This window comes from Salinisphaera dokdonensis CL-ES53 (assembly GCF_040361215.1).
Classification (GTDB): Bacteria; Pseudomonadota; Gammaproteobacteria; order Nevskiales; family Salinisphaeraceae; genus Salinisphaera; species Salinisphaera dokdonensis.
Window position 1 is genome coordinate 387,451 of the sequence record NZ_APND01000004.1, and the last position, 17,550, is coordinate 405,000.

Genomic DNA, 17,550 nt, shown 5'->3' on the forward strand with positions numbered 1-17,550 from the left:
ACGCCTCGCAAGGGAGCATCCATGGCCGACATGCAGCAGATCATCGAAGAAACTTTCGAAAACCGTGCCGACATTTCGCCGGATAATGCCGAGGAAAGCGTACGCGACGCGGTTCAAAGCGCGCTCGACCTGCTCGACTCCGGCGAAGGTCGTGTCGCCGAGCCGACCGATGACGGCTGGGTCGTCAACGAATGGCTCAAGAAAGCCGTTCTGCTGTCGTTTCGCCTGCGCGATAACACGCCGATCGATGGCGGGCATACGCGCTATTTCGACAAGGTTCCGGCCAAGTACGCCGATTACGACGCGGACGACTTCAAACGTCAGGGCGCACGCATCGTGCCGCCGGCTATGGTGCGTCGCGGCGCCCATATCGCACCGAACGCCGTGGTCATGCCCAGCTATGTGAACATCGGCGCCTATGTCGGCAGCGGCACCATGGTGGATACCTGGGCCACCGTGGGTTCCTGTGCCCAGGTCGGCGAGAACGTGCATCTGTCCGGCGGTGCCGGACTTGGCGGCGTGCTCGAGCCGTTGCAGGCCGCCCCGACCATCATTGAAGACAACTGCTTCATCGGCGCGCGTTCCGAGATCGTCGAAGGCGTGCGCATCGGCAAAGGCTCGGTCATCTCCATGGGCGTTTTCATCGGTGCCTCCACACCGATCTACGATCGAGAAACCGACCAGATCCTGCACGGCGAAGTACCAGCCGGTTCGGTGGTAGTGGCCGGCAGCCTGCCGCGCGACAACGGCCGTTACAGCATCAACGCGGCGATCATCGTCAAGAAGGTCGATGAAGGCACGCGGGCCAAGGTCGGTATCAACGAGCTGCTGCGCAGCGCCTGATTTTCCGGCTGCATCATGATCAGACTCTACGGCATTCCCAACTGCGACAGCTGCCGCAAGGCACGCCAGTGGCTGGCCAATGCGGGTATCGATCACGAATGGGTCGACCTGCGCCAAGACGGCGTCTCCCGCGAGCGTCTCGAGCAGTGGCGCGACGCGCTCGGCGATGCGGCGCTACTCAACAAGCGCAGCAAGACCTGGCGTGATTTCGACAGCGATGAGCGGGCCCGGGCCGAGAACGACCCGGTGCCCGTTCTCGTCGAACACCCCACGCTGATCAAGCGCCCGATACTGGAAACGGCGACCGACACCCTGGCCGGGTTTGCCGCCAACCGCTACGAAGCCGCGCTTGCCGGCGCAGACTGACCATGAGCGACGACGCACTTCAACTCGCGCGCGAGCTGATCTCGCGCCCATCGGTCACGCCTGAAGACGCCGGCTGTCAGCAGCTCATTGGCGAGCGTCTCGCGGCGGCCGGGTTCGAGGTCGAGCACCTACGGTTTGGTGACGTCGATAATCTGTGGGCGGTCGCCGGCAATAGTGGCCCGCTGCTGTGCTTTGCCGGGCATACCGATGTCGTGCCGCCTGGCCCTGAAGAAGACTGGCACCACGACCCATTCAGCGCGACGGTCGACGAATCGGGCTGGCTGAACGGGCGTGGCGCGTCGGACATGAAATCCAGCGTGGCGGCCATGGTGTGCGCCGCCGAACGTTTTCGTGCCGCACATCCGGAACACGACGGTCGACTGGCCTTCCTGCTGACCAGCGACGAAGAAGGCCCGGCCGTAGACGGCACCCGTGCCGTCATGGATTGGCTTGGTGTACGCGGTATTGAAATCGACTACTGCATTGTCGGCGAGCCTTCGAGCAGCGAGACGCTTGGCGACACGGTGAAGAGCGGCCGGCGCGGCAGTCTTAATGGTCATGCACGGATCCAGGGGCGCCAAGGCCATGTGGCGTATCCGCACAAGGCCGACAACGCCCTGCATCGGCTTACGGCCCTGCTCGCCGACCTCGTCGCCCACCACTGGGACGACGGTGACGAGTTCTTCCCGCCGACGTCGTTTCAGGTATCCAACCTCATTTCCGGCACCGGTGCCGAGAATGTGATTCCGGGCGTGGCCGAAGCGCGGTTCAACTGGCGTTTCAATCCCGCACAGAGTGAAGACAGCATTCGTGCCCATGTCGAGCGTCGGTGTGAGGCCTTCGGCATCGCACCGGACGCAATCGAATGGCGCTTGTCGGGCGCGCCGTTCATCACGCGGAGCGGTGCTTTGATCGAGGCCACGCGTAGAGCAATCCACGCCCAGACCGGCATCGAGACCACGCTATCGACCGCAGGCGGCACGTCCGATGGCCGGTTCATCGCACCGACCGGGGCCGAAGTGCTGGAACTCGGCCCGCTGAACGACACCATCCACCAGGCGAACGAGCGTATTCGTGCGGCAGATGTCGATGAGCTCGCTGCCATCTACGAGAGCATCGTTACAGGCGTTCTGGTCTCCTGAGAGCGTTCGGACCTCGCTAAGAGCAACTTGGGAAGTAAGGCCAAGCTGACGACATGCTTTCGCTGGATCGAACTTGCTCCGCTTCCTGCGTCGCGCCGAAGCACTGGAGCTAGCTCTTTTCTGCCCGATTTGCGATCACCCGTGCCCGGAACGCATCAACCTGGTTCGAGCGCCATTCGTCGAGCTTCTGGTCGGCGTGGTGATAGGCGCGATAGACAATCTCATCCAGTTCGTCCCAGTCGAACATGCTGATACCGCCCACCGGCATATGCAGAACCAGATCGGCACGGGCATCGATGTCTCGACTCTCGCGCTCGCTCGTGAGCGTTGCGGTATGAAACAGAATCTTGAACATGTTCAGATGCCGTGCGCCTGCGCCGAGCGATAGTAACGACGTCGCATCGGCGTCTTCAGCCATTTCGACCCGTAGATTCGGCTCGCGACTGACATCGGAGACGATCACCTGACCACGGCCCATATCCGCCATCACGTCAAAGGGTATGGCGTTCAATAGCCCCCCATCCACGAGCAGTTCCCCGCGGTGCACGATCGGTGGCGCGATGCCCGGCACCGCCATGCTCGCCCCCACCCATGTCGCGAGTTCGCCCTGATCGTGCACCACGGGAATGCCTCGCGTGAGATTGGTGCTCAAGCAATAGAACGGCAGCTCCAGATCCTCGATATGGCGCTCGCCGAACACGACCTTGAGCTGGCGCCGAAATTTCTCTGCGCTGATCAACGAAATCCGCGATAACGAATAGTCGTTCAGGAACTTGCCAGTGACGAACGTCTCTCGCATACGTGAGAGCATCTGTTGCGCGTCGAGCCCCATGGCAAGCATCGCGGCCACCATCGCGCCCATGCTGGTGCCGCCGACCGCGTCGATAGGAATGCCTTTTTCCTGCATCGCGCGAATCAGGCCGAGATGCGCGAACCCGCGTGCGCCGCCGCCGCCCAGCACCAGGCAGACGGCGCGCCCGGACACCATGCGTGCCAGACGCCCCATCTGGGCATCCGGCAGGCCCATCTGTACACGGTGTTGGGCGCTCGCGCCGGCGCATTCTTTCCAGGAGCGCGGCGAATACCCGGCGTTTGCCGGGGCCAGCACGACCATCTCCTGCGGGGCTCGCAAGGCCTGCTCGCGAATCCAACTCAGGTTGCGTGACAGGAATGGGCGCTGATCACCGTGGGCAATCAGGAGGATGCGATCGGCCTGGCGCAGACAACGTCTTGTCCAGGCGTCGGGTTCCGGGCTCGCTTCGTACACGATATAGCGATAGCGCTCCTCAAGCTGGGTCAGCCACCCCGCCAGTTCACGATTCCGCTCCCCAATGCCGAAATCGACCGCCGACGCGCCCTCGCCCATAGCCCGATTCACGCGTTCGGCATCCAGTCGCAGCGTCGCCCCGGCAAGGCCGAGTTCCCGAGACAGGTGGGCCGCAAACGCCTTGACGTCGACGCCGGGATGGGCCGGGACGACAGCAAAGGTGCGCGCGCTGCGCACGCTTTCGCGCTGCGGCGCCGGTCGCGCCGAACGCAGCCGATCGACCACCATGCGCGTGACCCGCAGCATGGCGGTCGGATGGCTCACCACCAGCGTTTCGAACACTTCCCGGGATATGCGAATCAGCGCCGTGTCGCGCAGCGCATAGGCATCCGATGAATGCGGCTCTGCGGTGATTAGCGTGATCTCGCCGACGGTGTCGCCAGCGCCGATCTCGCCAAGCAGCAGCGGCGTACGATCGGCTTCGGGGCGCACCACCCGGATGCGGCCGGAAGCGACGAGATAAAGCGCATCACTGTCCTCACCCACCCGGAACAGATACTGCCCGCCGCCACGCTCTATCCATTCGGCCTTGGAGGCGATCGATCGCAGTGCACGCCGGTCGAGCTCACGAAACAGCGTGCTCGACTTGAGTGCGGCGACTATATCCATTGCATCATTCTACGGCTCGACAGGCGTTTACGTCGCGCATAAAAAAGCCCGGGGCGAACCCCGGGCTTTTCACGACATCGATACGATGAAGTCTACTGGACGATTCAGGCCGCCTCTTCCATCTCGGCCGTGTACTCGCCACGCGCAGCCGCGCCGTTGTTGCGTGCGCGCTTGAGATAGGCGCCCTGTGCCGTCTCGACGTTCTCCGGCTTGCCACGCCAGGCATCCAGTGCCGGCGCCTGCAGGGCACGACCATAGGAGAACGACAGCTTCCAGGGCTGCGGCCCCATACGGTTCATTGCATTCAAGTGGGCGGTCGCGAGCTCGTCACTCTGGCCGCCCGACAGGAACACAATGCCCGGCACTGCGGAGGGCACACGACGCTTGAGGCAGCGCAGCGTGGCTTCTGCGACCTGTTCGACGCCAGCCTGCTGCGGGCACTGTTTGCCCGAGATGACCATGTTGGGCTTGAGCAGCATGCCCTCGAGCATGACTTCCTGCTTCTTGAGCTCTGCAAACACGGCATCGAGTACGGCGTCGGTGACTTCTTCACAGCGCTCGATCGAGTTGGCGCCATCCATCAGCACTTCCGGCTCGACAATCGGCACGATACCGGCTTCCTGGCAGAGCACCGCATAACGCGCCAGCGCATGCGCATTGACGTGGATGCAGTAGTCGGTCGGGCGATCGTCAGTGATGTCGATCACGCCGCGCCATTTGGCGAACCGGGCACCCGCTTCCGCGTATTCGGCGAGACGCTCGCGCAGGCCATCGAGCCCTTCAGTGACTTTCTCTTCGGTGCTGGCGGCCAGCGGCTTGGCGCCCTTGTCCACCTTGATGCCCGGGATAACGCCCTTGTCGGCGAGCAGCTTGGCGAACGACGTACCGTCGTCTGCCTTCTGGAACAGCGTCTCCTCGAACAGGATCACGCCGCTGATGAAGTCTTCCGCGCCTTGAGTCGTGAACAGCAAGTTGCGATAGGCCTGACGGGTCTGCTCGGTCGACTCGACGCCGATGCTGTCGAGACGTTTCTTGATGGTGCCCGTCGATTCGTCGGCGGCAAGGATGCCCTTGCCATCCGCGACGAGTGCTTTGGCGGTATCGATAAGTGCTTGTTCGTGCATGCGCGAGTCCTTCATGAGCCAATTTCGCGGGATTTTACCGTAAAACGCCAGCGTTGGAGAACCATGCTGGCGCTGCGCGGGAAATGGCGGAGAGGGTGGGATTCGAACCCACGAGGGGCGTGAACCCCTGCCGGTTTTCAAGACCGGTGCATTCAACCGCTCTGCCACCTCTCCGCAGCGCGCTTGCGAGCGAGCGCATTGTCCGAGACCCGGGCCTCATAGCGCAAGCCCGGGCGTCCCGAGCCCACCCTTATCCGCTGCATGCGGCATGCAACGGCACAGCTTTTGCTTCAGGGGCTTGCAGGGGGCCGGAGCGGTGTGACGTGCACTGCCCTGGGGCGAGCCGATCTGTGCCCTCTATCTACCCGCTCGAGATTTCGGGCGGATTTTTCACTTTTTTGGGGACATCATGAAATCGAGGCTTTTCCTCCTGCTGTCGTTATCGGCAGCACTATTGGCTGGCTGCGGCAGCGACTCCGACTCGGGCGACGACGTTTCATCAGGCGGCGGTTCGCCGGCGACACCGACAGACCCCGCGACCTTCAATTTCGTCGAAGGCACCATCGCACAGGCTCACGCCGCTATGCGCGACGGCACGCTGACCTGCGAAACGCTGGTTCAGGGCTATATCGACCGCATCCGCGCTTACGACGACGCCGGACCCGAGCTACGTAGCGTCATCCGGGTGAACCCGCTTGCGCTCGATCGTGCCCGCATGCTCGACGCCGACTACAGCCGTAGTGGTGCCACTGGCCCGCTTCACTGCGTACCGGTCCTACTCAAGGACAATTTCGATACCGTAGACGTGACGACCACTGCGGGCGGCATGGCGTTGCAGTACAACCAGACGCCCGACGATGCATTCTCGGTGATGGGGATTGTCGATGCGGGCGGCTTGATCCTCGGCAAGGCGAACCTGGATGAATTCGCCTTCGGCTTCCGTGGCAGCAGCTCGGTGCGGGGACAGGTCAAGAACGCCTACGACCCGACTAAAGGCCCCGGCGGGTCATCTTCCGGCACCGGCGCGGCCATCGCGGCAAGCTTCGCGATGACCGGCACGGGCAGCGATACCGGCGGCTCGATCCGCGTACCGTCCAGCCTCGAAGGCCTTGTCGGCATCCGTCCGAGTCTGCGCCTGGTCAGCCAGGACGGCATCCTGCCGCTTGCCGCCTCACAGGATACCGGCGGACCGATGTGTCGGACCGTAGAAGATTGCGCGCTGATGCTGGACGCCATGGTCGGCTTTGACGATAGCCCTGCGGCGAATCAGCGTAAGGAATTCGCTTATGACTCCGCCGCAATCGAAAGCGCGGCCGAATACGCGACGATCACCAACGTCCCCACGACCTACACCGACTTTCTGGACGCAGATGGACTCGACGGGGCACGTATTGCCGCAATCCTGCCGTTGTTCGGCAACGGCGAAGGCGAGAACGGACAAGTGCAGGCCGCTCTTATGGATGCGATCGAAAAAATGCGTAGCGCTGGCGCCACGGTAGACGTCCTCACCGAAGCCGATCTCGCCGAGCGGAATGTCTCGACTGACGAACTCACGGATTTTCCGAGCAACTCCCGCTTCGAGTTTCGGCGCGACGCCACGGACTATCTCATGAGTTGGTCATCCGACCTTGATGGCCATCTGCGTAGTTTCGACGCCGTCGCAGCAAGCGGTGGCTACGAGGAACGCAATGCAGGCACCTTCGCGTTCTATGGCGCTATCGGTATCGCGCTAGAAAACACGGACGACATGAGTGAGGACGCCGTCGATTACCGTAACCAGTACCAGCGCAATATAGAGGAACGCCCCACGATCGTACGCAACGGCCTGCTGCGCATCCTCGAAAATCGCGACGGCGACGACATGAGCGCGAACGCCCTGGGCGCACCTTACGATGCCCTGCTCTATCCCTCCGTGCAGAGCCTCGCGCCGGACCTGGGCAGTTCTCCAAGCGCGGGCAGCAACAACCGCCTCAGCCCCTTCTCTGGATTCCCGGCACTGAGCATGCCGGCGGGCATGGTTGTTCCGGCTGCGGACGATGAGACGGCGGACGCCGAGCCCGCCCTGCCGGTGGGTATGGAGCTTCTGGCCCGAGAGTTTGATGAGCCCACGCTCATCCGTCTGGCCTACAGCTACCAGGAGAACTTCGCCCCGCGCGCGGCACCGACGTTCACGCCCGAACTGGCGGCGAACGACGACTGACCACTCGCGAGAAATAGTTGGCGGCCGGTGCAAACCGGCCGCCTCTTACCACCTCGGAGAGGGTTACTCCGCCTGTGCTGTGATTAGCTCCGCGGGCTCGCCCCGTGCACTAGAACAGGCGAATCGGCAACCGCATCGTGACCTGAACGTCCGGCGCGTCTTCTGTCACGCCGATCGCCAGCGCCAGGTTCAGATTCGCCTTCGGGCTGAAGGAATGGCCGAAGCCCAGCAGAAGACTGGCCACGTGGATTCGGTCGAATTCGGTCTGATCCACGCTACCGTTCTGTTCCGTCCTGAACACGACCGTGTGGTCGTAGCCCAGGCTGAACGACGTGTTCTCGTTGATTCCGAACCCCATGCCGAAGTTGATGCCCACGAAGTCGCCCGGGTCTATCTCGCCGATATTCCCGCCCACGTCGCGCTCAAGATTCCACGTATAGCTGAAGTTCCCGAAGAATACGGCCGGATCGGTGGGATAGACGGCGGTGATACTCGGCTCGATAGCCCAGAACCCCGAGCCGGTCGGCTGCTCCATTAACCGCTCACCGACGATCAAGTCATCCTGCATCACCAGCTCGCGGTCAACCTCGAACACGTCCGTGCCGGTACGACTCTTGGCGCGCAGGTTGGCAATGAAATACGGGTCGCCCGGATCGGGGATATTCAGCTGGTAATGCAGTGCCGCCTCAATGTCGCCCAGGCCGTTGCCGTTGGAATCGATGATCACGTCATCGGAGCTCGCTTCGAGGAGCTGACGGCTGCGTACGTCGTCGCTGCGCCGCACGTACGGAATGCGTGTTTCAAATTCCAGGCGACTGGTGATTCCGTACCGGAACGTTCCCGCCAGGATAAACGTATCCCGTCGAATTTCGCGGACGTCGATAAGACCTACAGCGATGGCCGGCACGATAGTAAATGCTTCAATGGCGACACGATTGGCAGACGAATGGCTGAACGAGAGCGATGGCTCCATGATCAACGCACCCTTGGGTGTGAGCACCCCGCGATCGTCAAACAACTCCCCGACATCCGCCGGCAAATTCTCTTCGGGCTCCTCATAGATCCCCGGTCGAAACGACTCGCCCTGGCCTGCCCCCTGGCCCCCGGGCCCGGTACCTTCCGATTGAGCTTGCGCCAGGGAAATCTGCAGCGATAACGCTGCAAGCGCCACCGGCAGAGCAACACGCTTTCCGTATAGTATTTTCGTCACGCCATTACCCCTCGATTATGCGTTGCGATTCGTGCACGCCAACGGCACACCGCTCGCGTTTTGCTGAAGCCCATGCTTTTCCATGAGTCGATATATCGTCAGACGCGAGACGCCTAGATCCCGAGCGGTCTCGGCCACGTTATGTCCTGAGTGCCGCAGGCTGCGTCGAAGCGCATCCTTTTCCGCGGCGGCGCGGACCTGCTCGAGGGTCTGCGGATTCCGGCTGATACAGCGGCGGTCGAGATCAAGATCGGCCGGCGTCACCAGGCGCCGGTCCGACATGACGACCGCACGCTGAACCCTATTCACAAGCTCGCGGATATTGCCTGGCCACGGATGGGCCTTGATGACCGCGAGCGCCTGCCTGGAGAAGCCCGCCGCGCGGCCGTTGCGCAGGCTAGAGAAGCGCTCGAGGTATGCCTGAGCGAGCAGTTCGATATCATCCGCACGCTCACGCAGGGGTGGCATTTCGGCCCAGAGGACGTTCAAACGGTAGTAGAGATCTTCGCGAAACTCCCCTGCAGCGACGGCCTTTTCCAGGTTCTTGTGGGTCGCAGCGATCACCCGCGTGTCTACCGAGATCGGTCGGTGCGTACCGACTTTCTCTATCACCCCTTCCTGTAAGAAACGCAACAGATTGACCTGAAGACCAAGCGAAAGATCGCCAATCTCGTCAAGAAACAATGTGCCGCCTCGAGCCGCCTCAATACGCCCGATCTTGTCGCGGTCGGCCCCGGTAAACGCGCCTCGGCAGTGGCCGAACAACTCGGCCTGAATAAGATTGGCCGGGATGGCGCCGCAATTGACGGCGATGAAAGGCCCCGTCGCGTGGGCCGACTGATGATGAATCGAGCGCGCAGCCAATTCCTTGCCGGTGCCGCTCTCGCCCGTGACCGTGACCGGCGCTCGTGAGCGGGCGCACTTGCGCAAGACACGCCGGACATTTTCCATGGCTGCACTTTGCCCCAACATTTCGTCTGCCGGCGCAGCAGCGACCGTCTGATACGCCACGCCATCTATTGTGGCCATGCCGTAGGCGTGCCCTACGCTTTGAAGGATGGTCTCCGGCAGAAACGGCGCGCTGATGTAATCCCGAAAATAACTCGCTATAAGCCGTTGCATGGCCGGGGACTCGAGCAGGCCAGGCTCTACCAGCGCCACCCACGCGGTACGCGTGTTGGTCTCGAGCACATCCTCAAGGGTTCGAACGTCACTCGCATCTGGCAATGCCGCAGCAAATGCCACCAGCGCAATACGCGGGGCGAGCTCATCCAGCAAACGCCTGGCCTCGTCCGCGCTTGATGCGGGACGAACCCGCCACCCGCCATCCACAAGTACTCGTGCAATAGCCTGCGTCGCCCCACCGCAGTCCAAGCAGACGATCTCTCGCTGATACATCTGTGCCAGTCCCCCTTGACCGACGGCCTAGCGCATCCCCCTAGACACTCCTGCTTTAGCACGAACGCAAACCTGACCACAACACCGACGAAAGATGTTCTATTAGGCGGAACTTCATTAATCCTGTACGAAATAAACGGTTTTGCTACAAGAAAGGTAGCCACACATGACCGCAACCTGGACCATCTCAGCTGCGTCTCAAATCACCTTGCGCGATCGCGAAAACCGCCGAATGGCTTTCATATAGTCGTACATTCTGAATGCGCCACACATATATAGGCCTGAGTGTTTGAGCCACCGCGGCCTATATTCGCGATTACCCGTGATGCGTAGGTGGTGTACGAACTACCCAGGCACCGATCGAGCGCAGTCAGGCTCGGAGACGGCCACGTCCACCCACTCCCACCTCGCGGATCAGCCCATAGAAAAGTGCAATTAATTCCGACAGCGTCGCTTTACCTGACAGCACCTGGCTCCAATATTTCACTTTAGCCTCGGAGCTTTACGGAATACGTACTTAAATCTTGGCAATAGCTTGTTTCGCCTGGTTACCACTACCCTACAGCTGGTCCGCATAAATCCGTTGTTTTCTCGCGTTCTGGAGGCTCTATAAGTTTGAAAACAACGCTGCGTAATGCTTGGCACATTCCTTGTTACAGCCAACCTGGGCACGAGGAAAATGCGCCCAATTCAGCGGGGGGCCAGGCGTCTCCGCAAACTCATCCTTGCCAGGAGAACGATGATGAAGACGCGTATGTATGGGGTACTGGTCAGTTCGGCTTTTTTGCTGGCTGTGCCGGCTTGGGCGGACGACCTGAACGACAACACCGTTCAGGGCGATGGAAGCACACACGATCAGTCGGTCGATGTGACAACCGGCGCAATCGCCAGCAACAACTCGAGTGACTCGAGCGACAGCAGCACGACGAATCGGACGGTTGGTGACACCAATAGCCAGAACGATAGCCGTAATCAAAGTGATAACAGCGACACCGTCGGCGACATCGCCAGTGGCAACCAGGTTACTTCGAACAGCAACAATGACAGCCGCAATCAAGCCGACAGTCGCAACCAGAGCGACAATCGGGACATGAGTGATAGCAGCGACAACAGCGACAGCCGGGACATGAGCGACAGTCGCAACATGAGTGATAACAGCAACAACAGCGATAACAGCGACACCGTCGGCGATGTCGCCAGCGGCAACTCACTCGCATCCAACAGCAACAACGACAACAGCGATAACAGCGATAACCGCGACATGAGCGATAGTCGCGATATGAGCGACAACAGCGACAACAGCGACAGTCGCGACATGAGCGATAACAGCAACAACAGCGATAACAGCGACACAGTCGGTGACGTCGCCAGCGGCAATTCGCTCGCGTCCAACAGCAACAACGACAACAGCGATAACAGCGATAACAGCAACAACAGCGACAATCGCGATCAGAGCGACAGTCGTGACATGAGCGACAACAGCAACAACAGCGACAATAGCGACACCGTCGGTGATGTCGCCAGCGGCAACTCGCTTACGTCCAACAGTAATAACGACAACAGCGATCGCAGCGATAACAGCGACAATAGCGATAGCCGGGACATGAGCGACAGTCGTGATCAAAGCGACAACCGTGACCAGACCGACAACCGCGACATGAGCGATAACAGCGTCGTCAACAATGACAATGACAGTGACGACGACACCGTGGGTGATGTGGCGGTTGACAGCTATAACGACAGTCGCGACATGAGCGACAACAGCACGGTTGTGCGTGACAGTGGCAATACCGACTTCGACATCGACGCAGCGGTAAGCCTCAACTCTCTGTCGGCGACGACCTCGGGCAGTGTTGTCTCACGCGGTCGTGGCGGGCTCCGCACCGGCGCCAATACCGTTACGAATCGGTCATTCGCAAATGCGGCAGGCATCACTCAGCTGGGCCAGAACAGCGGCCATAACAGCAACGTGCAGCAGAGCGTGAGCGTTCAGGCGGAAATCAACCGCTAGCTCGGGATCGTGTATCAAAGCCCTATCGCCGGTGGAGAGGCCCAGGCCCTCCACCGGCCTTTCGCCAGGGCCTGCAATACACATTGACCAAGCTGAAAACTCCGGGAGTCCCGCGCCATGAATTTTTCCAGCCTCACAGCAAGCGTCCGCGCAGCAGGACTGAGTGGCACGCTACTGATTGTACTGTTCAGTCCGCTATCCCTCGCAGCCTTGGCAGAAGACGACTTCGCCGCACCCATTGCAGAACAGGAACTGGCTACTCACCGCGGACGTGAAGGCACGACGATCATCGATATTGTGTCTTCGACCAGCCGTCAGGACGGGCTCGTGATCGATAGCGTTGCGACCGGTAATAACAACGGCGGCAACGTCATACGCGATGCGGCGTTTTCTGGCGTACGCGGCCACGCGACGGTCATACAGAACAGCGGCAACAACAACGTGATCCAGGACTCGACCATCTACAACTTCTCGATCAGCCCCTGAGTCATGACGACGGCTACTTCATTATTCAGCGCATCGAGTATCAGGTCGTACTCGCTGGCTGCATGGCTGCTCGTCGTCTTGTGCTTCATCACTACATCTGAGGCCCATGCCGGACAACTCCACATGCTTGCCGGCGGCGTGAACATCAATGTAGGGATCACAAGCGTAAAGGAACGCAAGTTCCGCACGGTCCTGCAGCAGCGTTACGACTATAGCTGCGGCTCGGCCGCACTAGCCTCCCTGCTGACCTATCACTACGACGATCCAGTGCAAGAGCTCGCGGTCTTTGACGGCATGTACGAGCATGGCGATCAGGCCAAGATTGCCCACGAAGGATTCTCTCTGCTCGATATGAAGCAGTATCTGGAGCGCCGAGGCTATTCCTCCGACGGCTTCCGGGTTTCGCTGGACAAGCTGGTCGAGAATGAAATACCGGCGATCGTGCTGCTGGATCGAAACGGCTACCTGCATTTCGTGCTGATCAAGGGTGTTACCGCGAAGCAGGTACTCGTCGGCGATCCCGCCCTGGGGGTACGCACATTCTCGCGCAACGAATTCGAACAGATGTGGAACGGCATCGTCTTTGTCGTCCGCAGCCACCGTTCGCTGGCGAAGGACAGTTTCAATCGGCGAGAGGAATGGAACCTATGGGTTAAAGCTCCGCTCGGCGAGAGTCTGCCCACCCCCAGCCTGGCGTCGTTCGCCCTGCTGCGTCCGCCGCGTCGTGACTTCTGATTCGGGAGGGCCTAGTCATGCAATACACGAAATCAAGGCGCTACAAGGCAATAAATCGAAAAGTATTGGCGGGACGCCGGCTGCGAGTGCTCGGTTGCGCATCCGCGTTGTTATTCAGCGCGGCGGCCAGCGCCGAGTTCGCCTCGCGACTGATCGACATCCCCAGCACGCCATTTGCGGACAGTTCAACGCGGCTCACTCTAGCCGAACTCGATCAATATCGAGGCGGTTTCGTCTCGAACAAAGGGTTCGAATTCTCTTTCGGCCTGACGAGCTACCACCAGGTCAACGACAATCCGCTGGTTGCCCAGACTCTCTTCGCAATCGAGGATGTCATCGGTAGCTTGTCGCGCGGCGTCGGGGCGCCCCCTGCGCTAGCGATGACCGACACGCGACAGCCGGTCGCGATTCAACTCGGGCCAGGCAATCGCATTGAGTCGAGCATCCTCAACACGAATACCGGCATGGCCCATACCATCATTCAGAATTCGCTGGACAACCAATTGATACGTAACGCCACCGTCTACGACTTCCAACTCAGCAACGTGCGCACGCTTACCAACGGCCTGAACGCGGAGTTACGCCGCTCAATGATCCAGCGCCAGTTGGTGGACTCTATCCGCTGATATCCAATGCCGCGCCGCAGGCCAGTGTCAGACGGCGGCGCGCGTTGTGTCTGACCGCGCCCCGATCGAGAATCTTGCCCGTACTGATTGTCCAAGGCGCAGGGTTTCTCTATAATCCGCGCCTTGCCGCACGGAGCCGGGGTAGCTCAGTCGGTAGAGCAACTGATTCGTAATTAGTAGGTCGGAGGTTCGATTCCTCTCCCCGGCACCATCCCTTGACGCATCCATGCCAAGGGCAGCTCATGCGGCTGACCCGCACCCTCCAGATACCGAACGCCCCGGTTTCGACTCGCGTCTGCCCACGCTACTCACCGTTTGTCGGAGAAACGTCCGCGCCGGTCAGCGTTGCGGGTACGCAAGGCGCTTCGAGTGCCGATACTGGATGCATGGGGGATCATCCGCACACCGTTACGAACCACCAGCGCGCCCGAGGCTTCACGCTTCTGGAACTGCTGGTCACGATCGCCGTGGCCGCGATTCTGCTGGCTATTGCCATTCCCTCATATCGTAGCGTTGTCCAGCGCAACGCCATGGCTGCCACGGTCAACGACCTCGTCGGCGACCTCAACTACGCGCGCAGTCAGGCTGTCACGCGCGGGCAGCGAGTGTATGTCTGCAAGAGCAGCGGCAACTCGGCATGCAATGCCGGTGGCGACTGGAGCCAGGGTTGGCTCGTCTACGTGCCGGATCCCGACAGTACGACGCCCACTCGCGCGAATACGCTGCGGGTTCGGGGTGCCCTCGAAGGCCAAATCACCATAAGCGGCAACAACAACGTCGATTCCGTGGCGTTCTTCGACCCCAATGGATTCGCCATGGGCAGTATCGGCACCTTTACTGCCAACGCCGACTCGACCGCGCAGCAGACCGAAATCGTGATCAGTGGCACGGGGCGCATTCGAACCGAGAAGACCGTGGAGACGAGCAGCTGATGCACGCGGCATTCCCATCGCTACCGAGAAATCAAACCGGATTTACGCTCCTTGAGGCGCTTGTGACCGTCGTTATCGTCTCGATCGGGCTGCTTGGCATTCTGGGGCTGCAGACCGTGAGTATCGCCAACACGGCCTCTTCGTCTGCGCGCAGCGACGCGACGCTTGCTGCCGACAACATGGCGGATCGCATGCGTGTGAACTTCCTCGGCGCGCGCGATGGCGCCTATGAAGGCATCGCGAACCCGGCGGCCGAGGGCAGCAGTGAGCCCAAAGCATGTACGCCCAATAAGACATGCGACCCCAGCGCCATGGCCACCCGCGACGCCTGGGAGTGGGACAAGCAGATTTCCGAGAGACTTCCCAACGGCGCTGGCTATGTCGATTGTGAAGAAAGTGTGGGCGGCGAATGTGTCAGTTATCTCATTACGGTGCTCTGGAGCGAGCGCGATCCCGATCGTGGCGCAGGGGCTGCGGAAGTGGATATGGCCCAATGTGACAACGGCGACGCCATGGTGAGTGGCTGCTTCCAGACCGTGGTGCGCCCATGATGAACACCATCCGTCCGCGCGCCAACGCCGGTTTCAGCCTCGTGGAGCTAATGGTTGCTCTGGTCGTCGGCCTGCTGCTGCTTGCGGGCGTGCTCCAGATTCTGCTGGGTAACCGTGAGAGCTTCGAGGCGCAGCGTGGGCTCGCCGACGTTCAAGAACAGGGCCGCCTCGCGAGTTTCTTCATTGAAAATGTGATCGCCCATGCCGGCCACCGTGTCGATCTGATCGCCGACGAGGAGTTCCTCTTCTCTGCCGAGAATACCGATGACGGCTTCACCTTGGTGGACGGCGGTGTCGTATCGGGGATCGATAGCGGCGAAGGCGAAGGGGATGACGCCGTACATGTGCGCTTCGAGTCGGATGGCAATTTCCGAGACTGCACCGGCGCAGCGGTCGGCACGCCCGATACGCCCGTCGTCGGTAATTTCTCCTTGTCAGTAGACGACACCGGCATTCTGCGGTGTAACGGCGTTCCGCTGACGGAAGAAGGCAGCGTGGCCCGCTTTCGAGTTCGATATGGCCTCGATACAGACGCCGATAAGGACAACGTCGTCGATGCTTATGTCGATGCGTTAGGCAACGACGATACCCAGCTCGATGTGCGCAGCCTGCGGCTGCAACTGCTACTGCGTAGCGATGAGAACGTCTTGGCACAAGGCTTCGCACGCGACTTCGAGTTTGCAGACGGGAGCACGTTCACCAGCACCGACGACGACCGGCGTGCCTATCAATTCATTGACCAGACTGTTGCCCTGCGCAACTTGCTGCCATGAGGCGGTTCATGCACATACCGAAGACCCGCCGCGAAAACGGCTTCGTGCTCGTTACGAGCCTGATCTTTCTGGTCGTGATCACGCTACTTGCGGTTTCCGCAATCAACTCCTCGACGCTGCAGGAACGCATGGCCTCCAATCAGCGTGAGAAGTCGCGCGCCCGCCAGGCCGCAGACGCGGCGCTTCGGCGCGGCGAGCTTCTTCTCCAAGATGCGGCGTTCACCACACCGCAAGCCCCTGGCTCCACGGTGGCGGTAAGTTTCCCGAACGACTCCAAGACCAGCACCGGCGCTATCTCTGTGAAGCTCTGGCAGCGTGCGGACATGATCGAAGACGAAGACAAGAAAGATAGCGCGGATGCATTTCTAGACGACTCAACCTGGGCAGACGGCAAACCACTCTCGTACGTGCTGGATACACAGATGCCGCCTATCGACTACTTCGTGGAAGATTACGATTGTGTCGCCCGAGATTTGAACCCCGATACCTCGGCGGTCTGCGATGGCGCAATGCTGTATCGGATTACCGCTCGCGCGCGCGGCCAGAATCCGGCTGCACTCGCCGTTACACAAAGCCTCTACGAAAAGAACTACTAATGGCGGCGCCCATGAGCATCATCGGAATGAAAAAAACTTTACGCCGCCAGTTCACCTCGTTCTTCGCTGCATCAGTGCTGGCCAGTGCATTCGGATCTGCAACGGCAGCGGATTATCTCGAGCTATCGCAAACGCCATTGTTCTCAGGCACGAGCGCCGAGCCGAATGTACTGGTTGCCGTCGACGATTCCGGCTCCATGGACATGGAGACGCTTTTCCCGACAGACGAAGGGTGGCTCTACTGGAGCGACAACAACAGTGCCGGGGCCGATAGCAACGGTACGTTCTATAACAGCGGGGAGACTTACGGCTACCTGTTTCCGTTCGATCAGATCCTCGCCCAAGGCCTGACGATTCCGCCAATCCCCGAGCTCGCTTACGCGCGTTCTTCAGACTACAACAAGGCCTATTTCAATCCCGCTACCGAATATAGCGCGTGGCCGACCGAAAGCTATCCGCCGACAGAACCCGATGAGGCGCTCTACGATCCAAATGAAGCCGATGGCGATATAAATCTGACTACGACTAACTCCGGAGCCTTCGATTTTCAAACGGGAATGGTGATTCCCGCAACGGACTACGGAAATATCCCTGACCGCAATGGATATATCTGTTTCAACA

At 60.6% G+C, this 17,550-nt stretch carries 17 protein-coding genes and 2 tRNA genes (1 of these 19 only partly in view); 14 read left to right on the forward strand and 5 right to left on the reverse strand.

Annotated elements, in window-relative coordinates; translation table 11 throughout:
- Positions 1 to 21: 21 nt before the first annotated feature.
- From dapD to dapE, 3 genes are read left to right on the forward strand one after another with little or no spacing between them, the layout of a single operon-like run.
- Positions 22 to 843, forward strand: a complete 822-nt coding sequence (gene dapD, locus SADO_RS14190) for a 2,3,4,5-tetrahydropyridine-2,6-dicarboxylate N-succinyltransferase (protein WP_353112517.1) — start codon at positions 22 to 24, stop codon at positions 841 to 843.
- Positions 844 to 858: 15 nt separating this feature from the next.
- Positions 859 to 1,209, forward strand: a complete 351-nt coding sequence (locus tag SADO_RS14195) for an arsenate reductase family protein (RefSeq protein ID WP_353112519.1) — start codon at positions 859 to 861, stop codon at positions 1,207 to 1,209.
- A gap of 2 nt (positions 1,210 to 1,211) precedes the next feature.
- The gene (gene dapE / locus SADO_RS14200) at positions 1,212 to 2,351 is read left to right on the forward strand and encodes a succinyl-diaminopimelate desuccinylase (protein ID WP_353112521.1); all 1,140 of its coding nucleotides are present in this window, start codon (positions 1,212 to 1,214) and stop codon (positions 2,349 to 2,351) included.
- Between the two features lie 109 nt (positions 2,352 to 2,460).
- On the opposite strand, the gene SADO_RS14205 is transcribed toward dapE, so the two are convergent.
- The 3 genes from SADO_RS14205 to SADO_RS14215 all read right to left on the reverse strand — a co-directional run bounded on the left by SADO_RS14205 (position 2,461) and on the right by SADO_RS14215 (position 5,585).
- Positions 2,461 to 4,287, reverse strand: a complete 1,827-nt coding sequence (locus SADO_RS14205; protein ID WP_353112523.1) for a patatin-like phospholipase family protein — start codon at positions 4,285 to 4,287, stop codon at positions 2,461 to 2,463.
- Between the two features lie 104 nt (positions 4,288 to 4,391).
- Positions 4,392 to 5,411: a class I fructose-bisphosphate aldolase gene (locus SADO_RS14210; protein ID WP_353112525.1), complete on the reverse strand. Its 1,020-nt coding sequence runs from the start codon at positions 5,409 to 5,411 to the stop codon at positions 4,392 to 4,394.
- Between the two features lie 84 nt (positions 5,412 to 5,495).
- Positions 5,496 to 5,585, reverse strand: a tRNA-Ser gene (locus SADO_RS14215).
- A 235-nt stretch (positions 5,586 to 5,820) separates the two neighbouring features.
- Between SADO_RS14215 and SADO_RS14220 the strand changes: the two genes are divergently transcribed.
- Positions 5,821 to 7,611, forward strand: coding sequence for an amidase (locus tag SADO_RS14220; RefSeq protein ID WP_353112527.1), 1,791 nt, complete (start codon positions 5,821 to 5,823; stop codon positions 7,609 to 7,611).
- A gap of 109 nt (positions 7,612 to 7,720) precedes the next feature.
- Here the strand turns inward: SADO_RS14220 and SADO_RS14225 are convergent, their stop codons facing one another.
- Together SADO_RS14225 and SADO_RS14230 are read right to left on the reverse strand one after the other, a co-directional pair.
- Entirely contained in the window at positions 7,721 to 8,821 is a 1,101-nt protein-coding gene (locus tag SADO_RS14225; protein ID WP_353112529.1) for a transporter, read from the reverse strand.
- A gap of 15 nt (positions 8,822 to 8,836) precedes the next feature.
- Positions 8,837 to 10,219: a sigma-54 dependent transcriptional regulator gene (locus tag SADO_RS14230; protein ID WP_353112531.1), complete on the reverse strand. Its 1,383-nt coding sequence runs from the start codon at positions 10,217 to 10,219 to the stop codon at positions 8,837 to 8,839.
- 739 nt (positions 10,220 to 10,958) lie between these two features.
- Here SADO_RS14230 and SADO_RS14235 point away from each other — a divergent pair.
- From SADO_RS14235 to SADO_RS14280, 10 genes are all read left to right on the forward strand, one after another.
- Positions 10,959 to 12,230, forward strand: coding sequence for a hypothetical protein (locus SADO_RS14235; protein ID WP_353112533.1), 1,272 nt, complete (start codon positions 10,959 to 10,961; stop codon positions 12,228 to 12,230).
- 117 nt (positions 12,231 to 12,347) lie between these two features.
- Positions 12,348 to 12,716: a hypothetical protein gene (locus SADO_RS14240; protein ID WP_353112535.1), complete on the forward strand. Its 369-nt coding sequence runs from the start codon at positions 12,348 to 12,350 to the stop codon at positions 12,714 to 12,716.
- Positions 12,717 to 12,839: 123 nt separating this feature from the next.
- Positions 12,840 to 13,451, forward strand: coding sequence for a C39 family peptidase (locus tag SADO_RS14245; RefSeq protein WP_353112537.1), 612 nt, complete (start codon positions 12,840 to 12,842; stop codon positions 13,449 to 13,451).
- Between the two features lie 17 nt (positions 13,452 to 13,468).
- Complete coding sequence (locus SADO_RS14250) at positions 13,469 to 14,077, forward strand: hypothetical protein (RefSeq protein WP_353112539.1); 609 nt, start codon at positions 13,469 to 13,471, stop codon at positions 14,075 to 14,077.
- A gap of 135 nt (positions 14,078 to 14,212) precedes the next feature.
- Positions 14,213 to 14,288, forward strand: a tRNA-Thr gene (locus SADO_RS14255).
- 175 nt (positions 14,289 to 14,463) lie between these two features.
- Entirely contained in the window at positions 14,464 to 15,009 is a 546-nt protein-coding gene (locus SADO_RS14260; protein ID WP_353112541.1) for a GspH/FimT family pseudopilin, read from the forward strand.
- On the forward strand, positions 15,009 to 15,560 hold the full coding sequence (pilV, locus tag SADO_RS14265; protein WP_353112543.1) for a type IV pilus modification protein PilV: 552 nt from the start codon (positions 15,009 to 15,011) through the stop codon (positions 15,558 to 15,560). Before SADO_RS14260 ends, pilV begins: the two co-directional genes overlap by 1 nt.
- Positions 15,557 to 16,333 carry a PilW family protein gene (locus SADO_RS14270; protein ID WP_353112545.1) on the forward strand — a complete coding sequence of 259 codons (777 nt, stop codon included), beginning with the start codon at positions 15,557 to 15,559 and terminating at the stop codon, positions 16,331 to 16,333. Before pilV ends, SADO_RS14270 begins: the two co-directional genes overlap by 4 nt.
- Before the next feature lie 8 nt (positions 16,334 to 16,341).
- Complete coding sequence (locus tag SADO_RS14275) at positions 16,342 to 16,929, forward strand: pilus assembly PilX family protein (RefSeq protein WP_353112547.1); 588 nt, start codon at positions 16,342 to 16,344, stop codon at positions 16,927 to 16,929.
- An 11-nt stretch (positions 16,930 to 16,940) separates the two neighbouring features.
- On the forward strand, positions 16,941 to 17,550 hold the 5' portion of the coding sequence (locus SADO_RS14280; protein WP_353112549.1) for a pilus assembly protein. Its footprint extends 3,425 nt past the window's final position; 610 of the gene's 4,035 nt are visible here — the first part of the coding sequence; it begins with the start codon at positions 16,941 to 16,943; its stop codon lies off the right edge, out of view.

What these genes read in the sequence shown, in the direction of transcription:
- dapD (WP_353112517.1), top strand. Translation starts at nt 22, where the DNA reads ATGGCCGACATGCAGCAGATCATCGAAGAAACTTTCGAAAACCGTGCC.
- SADO_RS14195 (WP_353112519.1), top strand. Translation starts at nt 859, where the DNA reads ATGATCAGACTCTACGGCATTCCCAACTGCGACAGCTGCCGCAAGGCA.
- dapE (WP_353112521.1), top strand. Translation starts at nt 1,212, where the DNA reads ATGAGCGACGACGCACTTCAACTCGCGCGCGAGCTGATCTCGCGCCCA.
- SADO_RS14205 (WP_353112523.1), bottom strand. Translation starts at nt 4,287, where the DNA reads ATGGATATAGTCGCCGCACTCAAGTCGAGCACGCTGTTTCGTGAGCTC.
- SADO_RS14210 (WP_353112525.1), bottom strand. Translation starts at nt 5,411, where the DNA reads ATGCACGAACAAGCACTTATCGATACCGCCAAAGCACTCGTCGCGGAT.
- SADO_RS14220 (WP_353112527.1), top strand. Translation starts at nt 5,821, where the DNA reads ATGAAATCGAGGCTTTTCCTCCTGCTGTCGTTATCGGCAGCACTATTG.
- SADO_RS14230 (WP_353112531.1), bottom strand. Translation starts at nt 10,219, where the DNA reads ATGTATCAGCGAGAGATCGTCTGCTTGGACTGCGGTGGGGCGACGCAG.
- SADO_RS14235 (WP_353112533.1), top strand. Translation starts at nt 10,959, where the DNA reads ATGATGAAGACGCGTATGTATGGGGTACTGGTCAGTTCGGCTTTTTTG.
- SADO_RS14240 (WP_353112535.1), top strand. Translation starts at nt 12,348, where the DNA reads ATGAATTTTTCCAGCCTCACAGCAAGCGTCCGCGCAGCAGGACTGAGT.
- SADO_RS14245 (WP_353112537.1), top strand. Translation starts at nt 12,840, where the DNA reads ATGCTTGCCGGCGGCGTGAACATCAATGTAGGGATCACAAGCGTAAAG.
- SADO_RS14250 (WP_353112539.1), top strand. Translation starts at nt 13,469, where the DNA reads ATGCAATACACGAAATCAAGGCGCTACAAGGCAATAAATCGAAAAGTA.
- SADO_RS14260 (WP_353112541.1), top strand. Translation starts at nt 14,464, where the DNA reads ATGGGGGATCATCCGCACACCGTTACGAACCACCAGCGCGCCCGAGGC.
- pilV (WP_353112543.1), top strand. Translation starts at nt 15,009, where the DNA reads ATGCACGCGGCATTCCCATCGCTACCGAGAAATCAAACCGGATTTACG.
- SADO_RS14270 (WP_353112545.1), top strand. Translation starts at nt 15,557, where the DNA reads ATGATGAACACCATCCGTCCGCGCGCCAACGCCGGTTTCAGCCTCGTG.
- SADO_RS14275 (WP_353112547.1), top strand. Translation starts at nt 16,342, where the DNA reads ATGCACATACCGAAGACCCGCCGCGAAAACGGCTTCGTGCTCGTTACG.